General features: G+C 49.5%; 13 protein-coding genes and 1 pseudogene. All 14 read left to right on the forward strand.

All coding sequences use genetic code 11. The annotated features are described in order from the left end of the window. Positions 1 to 20: 20 nt before the first annotated feature. The 14 genes and pseudogenes from NX903_RS03285 to NX903_RS03350 all read left to right on the forward strand — a co-directional run bounded on the left by NX903_RS03285 (position 21) and on the right by NX903_RS03350 (position 16,735). Positions 21 to 650, forward strand: coding sequence for a YesL family protein (locus tag NX903_RS03285; protein ID WP_072173406.1), 630 nt, complete (start codon positions 21 to 23; stop codon positions 648 to 650). Then, positions 647 to 2,380 carry a two-component system sensor histidine kinase YesM gene (yesM, locus tag NX903_RS03290; protein ID WP_086343545.1) on the forward strand — a complete coding sequence of 578 codons (1,734 nt, stop codon included), beginning with the start codon at positions 647 to 649 and terminating at the stop codon, positions 2,378 to 2,380. Before NX903_RS03285 ends, yesM begins: the two co-directional genes overlap by 4 nt. Continuing rightward, complete coding sequence (yesN, locus tag NX903_RS03295; RefSeq protein ID WP_086343546.1) at positions 2,380 to 3,486, forward strand: two-component system response regulator YesN; 1,107 nt, start codon at positions 2,380 to 2,382, stop codon at positions 3,484 to 3,486. The genes yesM and yesN overlap by 1 nt, the downstream gene beginning before the upstream one ends. A gap of 103 nt (positions 3,487 to 3,589) precedes the next feature. Next, positions 3,590 to 4,873: an ABC transporter substrate-binding protein gene (locus NX903_RS03300; RefSeq protein ID WP_086343547.1), complete on the forward strand. Its 1,284-nt coding sequence runs from the start codon at positions 3,590 to 3,592 to the stop codon at positions 4,871 to 4,873. Further along, a complete protein-coding gene (locus tag NX903_RS03305) occupies positions 4,870 to 5,799 on the forward strand; it encodes a carbohydrate ABC transporter permease (protein ID WP_086343548.1) in 930 nt (309 codons plus the stop codon). Before NX903_RS03300 ends, NX903_RS03305 begins: the two co-directional genes overlap by 4 nt. Positions 5,800 to 5,802: 3 nt before the next feature. After that, positions 5,803 to 6,693: a carbohydrate ABC transporter permease gene (locus tag NX903_RS03310; protein WP_014479106.1), complete on the forward strand. Its 891-nt coding sequence runs from the start codon at positions 5,803 to 5,805 to the stop codon at positions 6,691 to 6,693. Positions 6,694 to 6,708: 15 nt separating this feature from the next. Further along, entirely contained in the window at positions 6,709 to 7,743 is a 1,035-nt protein-coding gene (gene yesR / locus NX903_RS03315) for a rhamnogalacturonyl hydrolase YesR (protein WP_029317436.1), read from the forward strand. A gap of 22 nt (positions 7,744 to 7,765) precedes the next feature. Then, positions 7,766 to 10,051, forward strand: coding sequence for a transcriptional regulator YesS (gene yesS, locus NX903_RS03320; RefSeq protein ID WP_086343549.1), 2,286 nt, complete (start codon positions 7,766 to 7,768; stop codon positions 10,049 to 10,051). A 13-nt stretch (positions 10,052 to 10,064) separates the two neighbouring features. Then, entirely contained in the window at positions 10,065 to 10,763 is a 699-nt protein-coding gene (gene rhgT / locus NX903_RS03325) for a rhamnogalacturonan acetylesterase (RefSeq protein ID WP_086343550.1), read from the forward strand. Beyond that, the gene (locus NX903_RS03330) at positions 10,756 to 11,418 is read left to right on the forward strand and encodes a YesU family protein (protein ID WP_086343551.1); all 663 of its coding nucleotides are present in this window, start codon (positions 10,756 to 10,758) and stop codon (positions 11,416 to 11,418) included. Before rhgT ends, NX903_RS03330 begins: the two co-directional genes overlap by 8 nt. Next, entirely contained in the window at positions 11,415 to 12,041 is a 627-nt protein-coding gene (locus tag NX903_RS03335) for a YesL family protein (protein ID WP_003233820.1), read from the forward strand. The genes NX903_RS03330 and NX903_RS03335 overlap by 4 nt, the downstream gene beginning before the upstream one ends. Before the next feature lie 138 nt (positions 12,042 to 12,179). Then, the gene (gene rhgW, locus NX903_RS03340) at positions 12,180 to 14,024 is read left to right on the forward strand and encodes a rhamnogalacturonan lyase (RefSeq protein WP_441296277.1); all 1,845 of its coding nucleotides are present in this window, start codon (positions 12,180 to 12,182) and stop codon (positions 14,022 to 14,024) included. Between the two features lie 45 nt (positions 14,025 to 14,069). Then, positions 14,070 to 15,924, forward strand: a pseudogene (gene rhgX, locus NX903_RS03345) (rhamnogalacturonan exolyase). 157 nt (positions 15,925 to 16,081) lie between these two features. After that, complete coding sequence (locus NX903_RS03350) at positions 16,082 to 16,735, forward strand: rhamnogalacturonan acetylesterase (protein WP_003233813.1); 654 nt, start codon at positions 16,082 to 16,084, stop codon at positions 16,733 to 16,735. The last annotated feature ends 7 nt before the right edge of the window (positions 16,736 to 16,742 follow it).

Below are 16,742 nucleotides of genomic sequence, written 5' to 3' on the forward strand. Positions count from 1 at the left end.
TTTTCCAAAGCAGGAAGGTGATGTTGATGATACACAGTGTGACAAATGGGCTGAATCGTTTTTGTACGTGGGTGATGAGACTGGCCTATTTGAATGTGCTTTGGATTTTGTTTTCTCTTGCAGGCCTGGTTGTGTTTGGGCTGATGCCCGCTACTGCCGCGATGTTTACAGTGGCGAGAGAATGGGCGAAGGGGAATACAGATGCCCCGGTGTTTTCTGTCTTTTTTCGGACGTTTAAAAAGGAATGGCGGGCATCACAGATCCTCGGGCTTATCGTTGTGACGGCTGCCCTGTTTCTGTTTGCGGATATGCGGATAGCGGCTCAGATGGACCAGCCTGTGCTCGTCAATGTATTCCTGAGCATTAGTTTGATTTTCGCGTTTGTTGTGCTGTATGTGTTCCCGGTATTTTCTCATTTTGACGTAAAAATCAGAGAGGTGCTGAGCATCAGCTTTTTCATTGCTTTCAGCCGTCCGGCGGTAACGCTTTTGATGGCGGCGGGCGCTGTCGGTGTGCTTTGTCTCGTTCTGTTTCATGTCACGTTTCTATTGTTTTTCAGCGGGAGTTTACTCAGCCTGATCTTAACGAAGCTGTCCTTTAAAGCGTTTCGGTCAATGGATCAGCGGCAGGAGAAAGAAAAGGCGGCATGAAGAAAAGAGTTGCTGGCTGGTACAGGCGGATGAAGATTAAGGATAAGCTGTTTGTGTTTCTATCGTTGATTATGGCCGTATCCTTTCTGTTTGTATACAGCGGGGTCCAGTATGCCTTTCATGTGTATGATGAGCAGATTTACCGCAAGTCCTCGGAGGTGCTTCGGATGTCTTCTGAAAGGATCGAAGACGAGCTGAAGAAGATAGAGGATGTGTCATATGAAATCATTACAGACGAACAGATTCAGCGCATCATGAGTATGCAAAATCGGGATGATACGTATGATCAATATCAAATGAAGCAGGAGCTGTGGGATCAGCTTGCGGGATATGCCAGCGATGAAAAGTACATCGATTCCATTCATGTGATTGATGCCCGCGGCTCAGAGTATTCAGCCGGAAGCAGTTCTTCAGATCTTTTGCAGCAGGAGCAGGAAGAGGTATTTAAGCGAGCGAAAGCGAAAAATGGAAGAAATCTTTGGATGACGCTCGGCGGGTCAGATCCTGTCCTGATTTCAGCACGGCAGATCAGGTCCTATCACCAGCTGAGTTTGAACGGCTTGGGCATGGTGCTGATCCAGGTCAATGTAAAACAGATGATTCGTGATGTGCCGAAGGATTGGGGCGATTCAGTCGGAGACATTATGATTGCTGACCAAGGCGGTAATTTGGTGTATACGGCACATGCATCAGCGCATGTTCCTGAGGCAGCAAAAGAGACGCTGAAGCACCCCGGTTATGACTTGATAAAAAAGAATGGCAAACGTTACTTTATTTCTTACCTTCAATCATCCTACCAAAATTGGAGCTACTATAACGTTATCCCCTTTGATCAGATGTTCGCAAAAATTTCCTTTATGAAAACAGTGATCGGCACATGCTTTCTTCTCTTTTTCTGTGTGGTTTTGCTTTTCGGAAGGAAAATCGCCAACAGCATCACGGAGCCGATTGAACAGCTTGTGACCGCGATGAAATCGGTGCAGCACGGCGGCATTGAAGCAGGTGTGTCGCTTTCTCTGCCGGAACATACACAGGATGAGGCCGGCATGCTGAACCGCCATTTTACTGTCATGATGAAACGGATTAATGAGCTGATGGAAGAAAATGTGGAAAAACAGCTCATTATTAAAGAAACCGAATTGAAAGCACTGCAAGCCCAGATCAATCCGCATTTTTTATATAACACGCTCGAGTCCATCAATTGGCTGGCTAAGGCGAATCAGCAAAAGCAAATCTCAAAAATGGTGGAATCGCTCGGTTTTCTTCTGCGAAACAGCATACATATGAAAAAGGATATCGTGACCATTCAGGAGGAGGCGGACATTGTACGTCACTATATGACCATTCAGCGATTTCGATTTGAAGAGCGCCTGAATTTCACGTTGGATATTGACGATGAGGTGAAGCATTGCCTCATTCCGAAACTGACGCTCCAGCCGCTTGCGGAAAATGCGATTCAATACGCGCTTGAACCCTTTACAAGGCCATGCGCCATCCGGATTCAGGCCAAAAAGGCGAAGGGCTGTGTCTGTATTACGGTCGAAGATAACGGCCCTGGCATGGATGGACGGATTCTTGAATCAACGGGCGGAAGAGGAATCGGACTTTGGAATATTCGCGAGCGCATCAGCCTGACATTCGGAGAGCCATACGGATTGCGGATTCATAGTGAGCATGAAAAGGGGACGAGGATTGTGATCACAATACCGTGCCGAAATGAGGTGGTGTGATGTATAAAATACTGCTGGCTGATGATGAGAGGATTATCCTTGATGGAATGGCGGGAATCATTGAGTGGGAGTCGCTTGGCGCCTCATTGATCGGTAAAGCGCAGAACGGACATGAAGCATATGAAAAGATTGTACATAAGCAGCCGCATATCGTCATCACAGATGTCAAAATGCCCGGCATGGACGGGCTTGAGCTGATCAAAAAGGTGTCAGCCGTCAGCCCGTCGGTGCAATTTATCGTCCTGTCCGGGTTTGGAGAGTTTGAGTACGCAAAGGAAGCCATGAAATATGGGGTGAAGCATTATTTGCTGAAACCCTGCAATGAACAGCAGATTATCAGCTCGCTGGAGGAAATCATTGCTGAGCTGAAGCGGCAAGATGTGCACAAAAAGAAAACAGCCCATCTAAAACACGAGCTCGACCATATCCGTTCCTTTGCAGCCGATCAATACTTGGAAGGCTTGATCGCCGGTGTGGCCCAGCTTTCTCCGCCGCCTTCACTTGCCGGAAAAAAGATCCGCCTCTTGATCTTAAAAGGGGAACAATCTATTGATGCCGCAGCCAGAGAGGCACTCGGGTCGGCACTGACAGCGGTTTGCAGCAGCGGAGAATGGACCGTGCTCGCCGTAGAGGAGAACGCCGCTGAAAAGGCGGAGGAGGTTTTTGCGGACCGCAAGCTGGTCATCAGTCAGGCGGGAGAACTCCGGCACGCGGGGCAGCTGTTTCGGGACACAGCTGAAGCGTCTGGTGACCTGCATGGGAGCGCAGTGATTTCGAAAATGATCAGGCTTATTGCCGACGAGCTCGGAAATCCGAATCTGTCCTTAAAATGGGCGGCGAAGGATATGTTGTTTATGAATCCTGATTATCTCGGGAAGTTATTTAAGCAGGAAACAGGCGAGAAATTTTCCCAATATGTTACACGAGTGCGTCTTGAACATGCGATGAAACAGATGAAAATGAGGCGGGATGCGAGTGTATCAGAAATTGCTGAAGAAATCGGGTTTGGCGATAATCCGAAGTATTTCAGTCTTGTTTTTAAAAAATATACCGGTCTGACACCGTCAGAATTCAGAAGAAAACAGGGAGGCGCTTCCGCAGGATAGCCATCTCTGTTTTTTTGACTTTCGCCACTGTTTTTTGAGTGTTTCGCCCTATCCGAACGCTTTAAAATAAAATGTAAGCACTTACATTAAAGGGGGGATTGGTTTGAAGAAGATTTGTTACGTGCTGTTATCCCTTGTCTGCGTCTTTTTTTTCAGCGGATGTTCAGCGGGTGAAGAGGCCTCGGGAAAAAAAGAAGACGTTACACTCAGAATCGCGTGGTGGGGCGGGCAGCCAAGGCATGATTATACAACAAAGGTAATTGAACTTTACGAGAAAAAGAATCCGCACGTCCATATTGAAGCGGAATTTGCGAACTGGGATGACTACTGGAAAAAGCTTGCGCCCATGTCTGCCGCCGGCCAGCTTCCTGATGTCATTCAAATGGATACCGCTTACTTAGCCCAATACGGAAAGAAGAACCAGCTGGAAGATTTAACGCCGTATACAAAGGATGGAACGATTAACGTCAGTTCAATCGACGAGAATATGCTGTCGGGCGGAAAAATCGACAATAAGCTATATGGATTTACGCTAGGTGTCAACGTGCTGTCTGTGATTGCCAATGAAGATTTGCTGAAAAAAGCCGGTGTGTCTATCAATCAGGAAAACTGGACGTGGGAGGATTACGAGAAGCTGGCGTATGATCTTCAGGAAAAAGCCGGTGTCTACGGTTCCAACGGAATGCATCCGCCTGATATTTTCTTCCCTTATTATTTGCGCACAAAGGGTGAGCGCTTTTATAAAGAAGACGGCACTGGCCTCGCGTATCAAGATGATCAGCTGTTTGTCGATTACTTTGAACGGCAGCTGAGGCTGGTGAAAGCGAAAACGTCCCCAACACCTGATGAAAGCGCACAGATTAAAGGGATGGAAGACGATTTTATCGTCAAAGGCAAGTCAGCGATTACATGGAACTACTCCAATCAATATTTGGGCTTTGCCCGGCTGACAGACTCGCCGCTGTCTCTCTATCTGCCGCCGGAGCAAATGAAGGAAAAGGCGCTGACATTGAAGCCGAGTATGCTGTTTTCCATTCCGAAAAGCTCTGAGCATAAAAAAGAGGCAGCGAAATTTATTAATTTCTTCGTGAATAATGAGGAAGCGAACCAGCTGATTAAAGGCGAGCGAGGCGTTCCAGTCTCCGACAAGGTGGCGGATGCGATTAAACCGAAGCTGAATGAGGAAGAAACCAACATCGTGGAGTATGTAGAAACCGCGTCAAAAAACATCAGCAAAGCCGATCCGCCAGAGCCTGTGGGAAGCGCGGAGGTCATCAAGCTGCTGAAAGATACGTCAGATCAGATTCTGTATCAGAAGGTATCGCCGGAAAAAGCCGCCAAAACGTTCCGGAAAAAGGCCAATGAGATATTAGAGAGGAATAATTGACGGGAAATGGGGCTGACGCAATGAAAAAAAGCCGGAGTATAAGAAAAGACAATCTGGCGGGATATGCTTTTATTTCTCCGTTTATCATCGGGTTCCTATGCTTTACGGTGATTCCGATGGGGGTGTCCCTGTTTCTGTCCTTCACGAGCTATGACTTGTTTACGGCGCCGAAATGGATCGGGCTCGACAACTTTAAGGAAATGTTTACGGGTGACGAAAAGTATTGGCAGTCTCTGAAGGTGACGTTTACGTATGTGCTTGCCGGGGTTCCGCTCCGCCTCGGCTTCGCGCTTTTTATCGCTGTCATTTTAAACAATGCAGCAAAAGGAACGGCCATTTACAGAACGCTCTTTTATTTGCCTTCGATCATCGGCGGGAGCGTCGCCGTGGCGATTATGTGGCGCAATATTTTTGGCAATGACGGGGTCATCAATGCGCTGCTGTTTTTTGTCGGGATTGATCAAAAAATTCTTTGGTACCAGAATCCGACAAGTGCGCTGTGGACATTGATTCTGCTGTCCGTCTGGCAGTTCGGGTCGTCAATGCTGATTTTTCTGGCCGGGCTGAAAAACATTCCGTCTTCGTATTTGGAAGCGGCAAGTGTGGATGGGGCAAATCGGGTGCAGCGTTTCTTCAAGATCACGCTTCCGATCCTTACACCGATTATTTTCTTTAACCTAGTGATGCAGACGATTTCTGCTTTTATGACATTTACACCTGCCTATATCATTTCGAAGGGCGAGGGCGGGCCGCTTGACGGGACACTTCTCTATTCGCTCTATTTGTTCCAGCGTGCGTTTAACTATTTTCAAATGGGCTACGCAGCGGCGATGGCGTGGGTCATGCTTGTCATTGTCGGGCTGATTACGCTCATATTGTTTAAAACATCGTCATATTGGGTTCATTACGAGTCAAAGGAGGAATGACGGATGGAGCCGGTCAACGAGCCTGTCAGAAAAGCCCCGGTTTTTGAAAGAAAAAAAGCCGGGCGCGTCAGTCCCAAACGCATACTGTTCCATGTTTTTACGGCAACGCTGGCGGTGTTACTGCTGTACCCGGTCATTTGGCTGTTTGTCAGCTCGTTTAAAGAAAGCGCCAGTATTTTTACAACCTCACATTCTCTCATTCCCGACCCTTTTATTCTCAGTAACTATGCTGAAGGGTGGAAGGGTATCGCGGGACAGCCGTTTCTGACGTTTATTAAAAACTCGGCGATCATTGTCGGACTGTCAACAATCGGTGCCGTCCTGTCATCGGCTGTCATTGCGTACGGATTTGCGCGTATTCCGTTTAAGGGAAAAAAATTTTGGTTTGCGTGCATGATGGGGACGTTAATGCTGCCTCATGAAGTGTTGATGATTCCGCAGTATATTATGTTTGCGAAATTAGACTGGCTGAATTCCTTTAAACCAATTGTCGTTCCGCAATTTTTCGGGCATGCGTTTTTTATCTTTCTGATGATCCAGTTTATCCGGACGATTCCCGAGGAGCTGGATGAAGCCGCGCGAATCGACGGATGCGGGCGCTTTGCCTGCTTTTGGCGGATCATTCTCCCGCTGATTGCCCCCGCGCTTGCGACGTCTGCGATTTTCTCCTTCTATTGGAAGTGGGAGGAGCTGATTCAGCCGCTTTTGTATTTGAATAAGCCGGAGCTTTACCCTGTTTCACTTGCGCTGAAGCTTTTTCTCGATACAGAGTCGGCTTCGAACTGGGGCGCGATGTTTGCCATGTCGGCCGTCTCGTTATTGCCTGTGATTCTTGTATTCTTTTTGTTTCAGAAATATATCGTTCAGGGCATCAGTACGACCGGATTAAAATAAAAAGGAGTGTTGCAGATGGCACAGCTTATCTTTGATGAAGAAAAGGTGACGTCGGTTATTGACCGGATCGTGAAACGGACATTTCAGATGGATTTTGCGTGGGATTGGCCTGGCGGCGTCGCGTTTTACGGTGTGGCGGAGGCCTATGAAGCGACGGAAAACGAGGAATATATCAATCTGTTAAAAACGTGGGTGGATGAACAGCTGGAGGATGGGCTGCCGCCGCTTTCGATCAACGGAGTTTCCATCGGGCATACGCTTTTGTTCCTCCACAAGGTGACAGGTGATGACGTGTATTTGGAAACAGCGGCCGAGATGGCGGAATATGTGCTGCATAAGGCGCCGCGCTTTGGCGAGGGTATCCTTCAGCATACGGTGAATGCGGCAGAATACGTATTCCCTGAACAGGCATGGGCGGATACGCTGATGATGGCTGGGCTGTTTATGCTGAGAATCGGGCGGGTCATGGAGCGTGAGGATTATTTTGAAGACGGCCTGCGCCAGTTTCACGGACATGAGGATGTGCTTCAGGACCCTGTCACGAATTTGTACTACCACGCCTGGGACAACAAAGCGCAAAATCATCTGTCGGGGATTTATTGGGGCAGGGCGAACGGCTGGGCGGCACTCACGATGGCAAAGGCGCTCCCGCTTATTGAGGTGACACATCCTTCCTTTATGATCATCGACGGATCGCTCAGAGACCAGCTGAGCGCGCTTGTCCGGCTTCAGGATGAATCAGGGCTGTGGCATACGATTTTGGATGATCCGGATTCTTATCTGGAGGTTTCGGCATCAGCGGGTATTGCTTCTGCTCTGATGTCGAGCGGAAAGCTGTATACAAAATATGTGCAGAAATCGCTTGCCGCCATTTTGGATGCAGTGGAAGAGGACGGACGGGTCAGCAAGGTATCGGCCGGGACAGCCGTCATGAAAAATGCCGAAGGATACAAACAGGTGCCTTACAAACGAATACAAGGATGGGGGCAGGGACTTGCGCTGACGTTTCTTGCTGATGTTTTGAAAACGAAAAAACGCGTGTATCAGTAAAGATAGCGGCGGGGGGAGAGGGATGAAAAAACAGCCTCAACAGAAGGAACGGGTTTCTCGCTGGAAGGGAACGTATTTCAAAAGAAACTTTGTCTTCATTTTGCTGATTGCCTGTATTCCCGGATTGCTGACTGGCGGCGCAATCTACTTTCTTTCGATCGACAAGGTGGAGAAAGAGCTGCAAAGGTCGCATGAAACACAGGTGGCGCGTGAGGTCAGCCGAATGGATGAGAAGCTGGGAGTGCTTGAACTGGCACTCACCCAGATGGCCTACGATTCTTCACTGATGAATGGATTGGCCGAGAGGGATTTGGAGAAAGACTTTACGTTCTCCTATCAATTAACGAAAAAGCTGTTTCTTTTGCGGGACCAGCAGCCGCTGATCGAGCAGGCTTCCATCTTTCTGAACAGCCCCCGGCCTCTTGTGCTGAGCCCTGAATACAGCGCTTTGACAGAACAAGAGGGCCTTCGCAAGTATCGCTCGCTGCTTGCCTCAGACCACAGCATTTATTGGAAACGGTCGGGAAATCAAGCGATGCTGATCCAGCTCATTCCGGGCGCGGCGGAGAAACCGTTCGGCGCGATCATGCTGGCGGTTGATCCGAAAGAAATGGAATCAATCCTGCAAAGCTTGTCCCCCTATCCTGATGGCAGTGCGCTGCTTTTAGATCAAAATCAAGAGGTGCTGTTTCATGAAGGGGAAAAAGATTTTGAAAAGACTTTACTTCAAGAGATAAAAAAACAGCCTGCTGAGAAAGGTCATTTTCAGATGGAATGGGAAGGCAAGGTGTATTCTGTCTCCTTTGGAGAAATGAACCGGATGCATCAGCAATGGACCTTTGTGTCAGCGGCGCCTCTTTCAGCTATTACAGCGCCGATGGTGTTTTTATCAAAAGTGATCATCGTGATGCTGGTCATTTGCATCGGTTTGGCGGTGTGCATGACATGGTATGCATCAAAAAAAATCTATCGTCCCATTCAGCATTTGCTTGGCTTGTTTACCGGTGGAGAGAAGAAAGTATGGCAGGCGTCCGGGCAGGATGAATTCAAGTGGATTGAAAAGAGATGGCAGGATCTATCCCTTGAAAGCCGGAAGCTCCAAGAGCAGCTCCTGCGGCAGACGCCCCATATGAAAAAAAGTTTTTTGCAGCATCTCTTGCAGGGCGATTTTTACTATGACAACGAGGAAAGCCTCAGATTGCGGATGGAGGAGGCTGGCTGGAACATCGGCGGAAACGTGTTTCATGTGCTTGATCTACAGGTGACAGGGCTCCGTTGTGAAAAAAGCATCTTCCGTGAAGGTGATGAACAGCTTGCCGTGTTTACCCTGACCAATCTGGCTGAGGAATTGGCGGATAAACACGTTTTTCAGCTCTCCATACTTGATATCGGCCGGCTTTCTGTCACCGTTCTTGTGATGAAAACAAACAGCTCTGATCTGAAGGCGTATATAACGGAGCTGGCACGCCAATTTGGGGATGTAACCGGACTATGCCTGACCTCGACATGGAGCAGCAAAACGGAGCGTGTCACGGAAATCCCTTCTTTATTTCAGAATGTGAAATGCGGCAAATCCCGCAGGAAATTTGCTAACCGGGATCAGGTCATTGATTTGCAGGCCGACTTCCCTCAGGATGAGCAGTTCGCTCCTTATTACCCTTTTGAGCTGGAAAAACAAATTGTTCAGGCCATCCGGCTGGAAAGAAAACAGGAAGCCAAGGAACTGATAGATGGATGTATGAGGGAACTGGCGGAAAAGGCGGCCATAGACAGGCATGTGCATTCCGCCCTGATTCAGCTGTTTTCCCGCATTCAGGAGGATATTTTGCATTCCGGGCTCAATCCCAGCGAACTGTTTCAGCACCGGAATCCGTTTCTTGATATTTCAGAATTGCGCGAACCTAACGAAGCGGCGGCCTGGCTGATGGATGTAGTGGTGACGCCTTACCTTTCCAAGCTTGAGGGCAGAAAAAACAGACAGCAAAAGCAGCTGGCAGAACGTGTGATTGCGATGATTCACGAACAGTATATGGCGGACATTTCATTGGAAAGCTGTGCCGATGCGCTTGGCATGAATTCATATACGTTAAGCAAGGCATTTAAGCAAGTGACCGGCATTAATTTTATCGATTATGTGACCCAGATCAGAATCGAAAAGGCGAAAGAACTGCTGGTCAATACGAATAAAAAAATTCATGACGTGTCAGAAGAAGTCGGCTACCGCCACAATTATTTCAATCGGATTTTTAAAAAACAGGTCGGCATGCCGCCGGGTGTCTTCAGGCAAATGTATCAGGAAACGCCGTGAAAGGAGAGAACATGTGATGAAGAAACCGATTCAAGTATTTTTAGCGGGAGATTCCACTGTGAGTGACTGCCCGCCTCATGAAGCGCCGATGGCGGGGTGGGGGCAGGTATTCGGGCAATTGTTTTCTGAAGATGTGCTGGTCCGCAATCATGCCAAAGGAGGAGCGAGCACCAATTCTTTTGTGGAGGAAGGAAGGCTTCAAGCAATTGCCGAGCACATCACACAAGGCGATTATTTGTTGATTCAATTCGGCCACAATGACCAAAAACCGCGGGGGACGAAGCCGTACTCCACATTTCAGCAGTTTCTTACCTTGTTTGCAGATACGGCACGCGAAAAGGGCGCGCATCCTGTGTTCGTCACATCGGTGCAGCGCCGCCGCTTTGATGAAAACGGACGGATCGAGCATACGCTCGGTGAGTATCCAGATGCGATGAAAGCACTGGCGAAGGAGCTCGATGTACCTGTGATTGATCTGCTTGCGAAAACAAAGGTGCTGTATGAAGCATACGGGCCGGAGGAGTCGAAGCGATTGTTCGTTTGGTTTCAGCCGAATGAACATCCGAATTACCCGGACGGCATTGAGGACAATACGCATTTTTCGGAAAAAGGTGCAATGGAGGTTGCGAAGCTTGTGGCAGAAGGCATTGAAGAGATCGGACTTCCGCTTAAGGACCGCCTTGTGAGCCGGGAGGGGAAAGAACATGTATAAGGAAGGCGCGTGCCTGTACCGTAATCCGCTCCGGTCTAAAAGCGATGTGAAGGACTGGCGGATGGAGGGAGGCGGACAGATCTCATTTGACGATCACAGCTTGCACCTGTCACATGTCCAGGACGAAGCGAACTTTGTCTTTTGGTGTCCGGAAACCTTTCCAGACGGCATCATTGTGACATGGGACTTCTCTCCGATCGAGCAGCCTGGACTGTGTATGCTGTTTTTTGCCGCTGCGGGTATTCGCGGCGAGGATTTGTTTGACACAAGTCTCAGGAAAAGAACAGGAACATACCCTGAGTATCATTCAGGAGATATCAATGCCCTCCACCTGTCGTATTTCCGCAGAAAATACCCGGAGGAAAGAGCATTCCGCACCTGCAATTTAAGAAAAAGCCGCGGTTTCCACCTCGCCGCAATGGGGGCCGATCCGCTGCCTTCTCCAGACGACGCTGATTCTCCGTATCGTATGAAGCTGATCAAAGACAAAGGCTATGTGCACTTTTCAATCAATGGTCTGCCCATTCTTGAGTGGATGGACGACGGCAGCACTTATGGGCCTTTGTTAACAAAAGGAAAAATCGGGTTCCGGCAGATGGCCCCCATGAAAGCCGTTTACAGGGATTTTGCCGTGCATCAAGCGGTGAGAAGATGAAGACGACTGTAACGGATGCGCTTTATGCAGGCTGCGAAGCGGTGGTGAAAATAGCATGGCTCAACGGGCTGTGGCTGTTGTTTACACTTTTGGGCGGCGTTCTTTTCGGATGGGCGCCGAGCACAGCTGCGATGTGTGCCGTTATAAGGAAATGGCTGATGGGGCAAAAGGATGTCCCGATATTTTCGTTATTTCTCGATACCTATAAAAAAGAGTTTCTCAAGGTTAATGCGATCGGATTGGCGTTTTCGGCTCTTTTGCTCATATTGTCTGCCAACTATCATTATTTTTCTGCCAGTACGAATTGGCTGTCCTTTGCCGTAACAAGCTGCACGCTGCTTGCAGGGCTTTTGTATATCATCGCGCTGATGTATGTGTTTCCCCTTTATGTGCATTACCAGCTCCCGCTTCGCAAATATATTCCGCAGGCACTGCTGTTTGGCGCCATGAGGCCGCTGACGACCGGCTGTATGCTGATCGGGTGCGGATTTGTCCTTTATTTGCTGTATACGCTTCCTGGCCTGATTCCGTTTTACGGCCCATGTTTATTTGGGCTTGTGTTGATGTTTTTTGCTCTTAGGGGATTTCAAAAGACGGAGGCCCAGCACCATCAAGCCGGGTAACAAAAAAATGACAAATACGCAAAAAAGTGCAGTGTCCGAAATAGGCAGATGCAAAAAAGTGAAATTGAAGACAGCTCACATAGCGCATAAAATCCAATTTAAGTAAGCGCTTACAGATAAATGAGAAGGAGCTGTCTGATGATTAGACGAAGGAAACGCATGTTTACCGCTATTACGTTGCTGGTCTTGTTGGTGATGGGAACCTCTGTATGTCCTGTGAAAGCTGAAGGGGCAGCGCGGCAGATGGAAGCGCTGAACCGGGGGCTTGTAGCGGTCAAGACGGACGGGGGCATTTTTGTCAGCTGGCGGTTTCTTGGAACCGAAAACGCATCTGTTTTGTTCAATGTGTACAGAGACGGGCAAAAACTGAATGCTGCGCCTGTCAAAACAACGAACTATGTGGATAAAAACGGATCGGCGGGCTCAACGTATACGGTTCGGGCTGTTGTAAACGGTACCGAACAGCCGGCTTCTGAAAAAGCCTCCGTATGGGCGCAGCCGTATCATTCCGTCCCGCTGGATAAACCGGCTGGCGGCACGACACCAAAGGGTGAAGCTTACACGTACAGCGCTAATGACGCAAGTGTTGGCGATGTGGATGGTGACGGGCAATACGAGCTGATCCTGAAATGGGACCCGTCTAACTCAAAAGACAATTCACAGGATGGCTATACGGGTGACGTGCTGATTGACGCGTATAAACTGGATGGCACAAAGTTATGGCGGATCAATCTCGGCAAAAACATCAGAGCGGGCGCGCACTACACCCAGTTTATGGTGTATGACCTTGATGGTGACGGAAAAGCGGAAGTGGCAATGAAAACGGCAGACGGGACAAAAGACGGCACGGGAAAAGTAATTGGAAATGCCAATGCTGATTACAGAAATGAACAGGGGCGTGTGCTTTCAGGCCCTGAATATCTCACTGTGTTTCAAGGTTCAACCGGGAAAGAGCTTGTCACCGCAAATTTTGAACCGGCGCGCGGCAATGTGTCGGATTGGGGAGACAGCTACGGCAACCGTGTTGACCGTTTTCTCGCCGGCATTGCCTACCTTGATGGACAGCGGCCGAGCCTGATCATGACCAGAGGGTATTACGCTAAAACCATGCTAGTTGCCTATAACTTCAGGGATGGAAAGCTGTCAAAGCTTTGGACGCTGGACTCCTCAAAGTCAGGAAATGAAGCGTTTGCCGGACAGGGGAATCACAACCTGAGCATCGCGGACGTTGACGGGGATGGAAAAGATGAGATTATTTTCGGCTCAATGGCTGTTGATCATGACGGGAAAGGCATGTACTCGACCGGCTTAGGCCATGGGGATGCCCTCCATACAGGAGATCTTGATCCGGGCCGGCCGGGGCTTGAGGTGTTTCAAGTTCATGAGGACAAAAATGCAAAATACGGCTTATCTTTCCGGGATGCTGCAACCGGAAAAATCCTTTGGGGCGTTTATGCCGGCAAGGATGTAGGCCGGGGAATGGCTGCTGATATTGACCCGCGTTATCCGGGACAGGAAGTGTGGGCAAACGGTTCTCTCTACTCAGCGAAAGGGGTCAAAATCGGAAGCGGGGTTCCGTCCTCTACCAACTTCGGCATCTGGTGGGACGGCGATCTGCTCCGGGAACAGCTGGACAGCAACCGAATTGATAAGTGGGATTATCAAAACGGCGTATCGAAAAATGTGCTGACTGCATCAGGCGCAGCGGCTAACAACGGCACAAAAGCAACACCAACGCTTCAGGCTGATCTGCTCGGTGACTGGCGCGAGGAAGTCGTGTGGAGAACGGAGGACAGCAGTGCACTGCGCATTTACACGACGACCATTCCGACTGAGCACAGGCTGTATACGCTGATGCACGATCCGGTGTACCGGCTTGGCATCGCCTGGCAAAATATCGCCTATAACCAGCCGCCGCACACAAGCTTCTTTTTAGGAGACGGCATGGCGGAACAGCCAAAACCAAATATGTATACGCCTTAACTGAAAGGGGGAAGGAACGGGCTGCGTGCAGCCCGTTCCCATCAAATGAAACCAAAAAAGAGGCAAATGGAATACCTGACCAGAGGTTTGATTGCGGTAAAGACAGAACAGGGCGTGTTTGTCAGCTGGCGTGTTTGTCAGCTGGCGTTTTCTCGGCACGGATCATGAGACGACGGCTTTTCACCTTTATCGGGATGGAAAGCGGATCACCCGCGATCCAATCGCTGAAAGCACTAATTTTCTCGATCAAAATGGAACGGCTGACTCTGTTTATCAAGTGGCGGCTGTCAATAAAGGACGGGAAGAAAAGCTTTCCAAGGAAGCTCGTGTTTGGCAGGAAAATGTCCTGGAGGTTCCGCTTGCCAAACCGGAAGGCGGTGTGACGCCGGACGGAAAGCCGTACACTTACAGCGCCAATGATGCTAGTGTCGGGGATATAGACGGGGATGGAGAATATGAAATGATCCTGAAGTGGGACCCGTCCAATTCAAAAGACAACGCTCATGACGGTTATACCGGGGAGGTGCTCATAGATGCCTATAAACTGGACGGCACCTTTTTGTGGCGCATCAACCTCGGCAGAAACATCAGGGCGGGCGCTCATTACACGCAATTTATGGTGTATGACCTTGACGGTGACGGAAAAGCAGAAATCGCCATGAAAACAGCTGACGGCACAACAGACGGGAAAGGACATATCATCGGTGATGAGCAGGCCGATTTTAGAAACGAACAGGGCAGAATTTTGTCCGGCCCGGAATATTTGACTGTGTTTAAAGGAGAAACCGGTGAGGCACTCACGACCGTGGAATATGAACCGCCCCGCGGCAAGCTGGAGGATTGGGGAGACGGATATGGAAACCGGATGGACCGTTTTCTCGCTGGAATCGCTTATTTGGATGGGGAGCGGCCGAGCCTTGTAATGGCACGCGGCTACTATACGAGAGCCGTGCTCGTGGCATACGATTTCAGAAACGGAAGGCTCAAAAAACGCTGGGTATTTGACTCCAACCATCCGGGACATGAAGCGTACGCAGGACAGGGGAACCACAGTTTAAGCGTGGCGGATGTCGACGGAGACGGAAAAGATGAAATCATATACGGCGCAATGGCTGTCGATCATGACGGAACCGGCCTGTACTCAACGGGGCTCGGGCACGGAGACGCGATGCATGTAGGGGATCTGGACCCGTCACGAAAAGGGCTTGAAGTGTTCCAGGTGCATGAGGACGCCACGAAGCCGTACGGACTGTCGCTGCGAGATGCCGGAACCGGTGAGATATTATGGGGCGTCCATGCTGGAACTGACGTTGGCCGGGGCATGGCGGCTCATATTGATCCAAGCTACAAAGGATCGCTCGTCTGGGGAATTGATCCGCCGGGCAATGATGGCATGTCGTATGGGCTTTTCACGAGCAAAGGCGAAAAAATCAGCGACAAAGCGCCCGCTTCAGCCAATTTCGCCATCTGGTGGGACGGTGATTTGGTCAGAGAACTGCTTGATCATGACTGGGACGGAACGATCGGCAGGCCAAAGATTGAAAAATGGGATGCTGAAAACGGCTGTCTGAAGACGATATTTCAGCCGGCCGGCGTGCTGTCCAACAACGGCACGAAAGGAAACCCGGTTCTTCAGGCCAACCTGTTCGGAGACTGGCGGGAAGAAGTGATATGGAGAACGGAAGACAGCAGCGCGCTCCGTATCTATACAACGACACATCTCACCCGCCACCGCTTTTACACGCTGATGCATGATCCGGTTTACAGGCTCGGCATCGCCTGGCAGAATACCGCCTACAACCAGCCGCCGCACACGAGCTTTTACCTCGGAACGGGAATGAAAAAACCGCCGAAGCCCGCCCTGTACATAGCGGGAAGTAAAGCGGAGGCACCGCTGTAGGAGGACTAAGGGATAAGACGCAAAGGCTGAACTCTACGACAAGATGATTAACGAACGGGCAGGACGAACCAATGCTCAAGCGCTGTACGCACCGGTCTTTTTCAAGGGAAGAGCTATCCGTGATGGAAGCTGTATAAAAAACGAGGGGGAATGAAAAATGGCAAATCATATTTATCTTGCCGGCGATTCGACTGTTCAAACGTATGGAGACAGCACAAATCAAGGGGGCTGGGGGCAGTTTCTCGGCTCGCATCTGCCGGAGCATATTCAGGTGATCAACAGAGCGATCGGGGGAAGAAGCTCGAAGACATTTGTCGAAGAGGGCAGGCTTCAGGCGATCCTCGATGTGATCGAGCCGGATGATTGGCTGTTCGTGCAGATGGGCCATAATGACGCGTCGAAAAATAAGCCGGAGCGCTACACCGAGCCCTATACTACTTATAAACAATATTTAAAGCAGTATATCGCAGGCGCGCGGGAAAAAGGCGCCCATCCGCTTCTCATTACCCCCGTAGCCCGCTTTCATTACGAAAATGGCGTGTTTTTGAACGATTTTCCAGATTACTGCATTGCCATGAAGCAGACGGCTGAAGAGGAGAATGTCCAGCTCATTGATCTGATGGAGAAAAGTCTCGCTTTCTTTACTGAGAAGGGCGAGGAAAAAGTGTACACCTATTTTATGATTTCAGAAGGGATTAATGATTACACGCATTTTACAAAAAAAGGCGCAAATGAAATGGCGAAACTTGTAGCAAAAGGCATAAAGGAGCTCGGCCTGCCATTGACAGAATCGATCATCAAAGAAAGGTGAAAATGGG

The sequence above is a fragment of the Bacillus sp. FSL R5-0576 genome (assembly GCF_038004765.1).
In the GTDB taxonomy this organism is placed as follows: domain Bacteria; phylum Bacillota; class Bacilli; order Bacillales; family Bacillaceae; genus Bacillus; species Bacillus subtilis.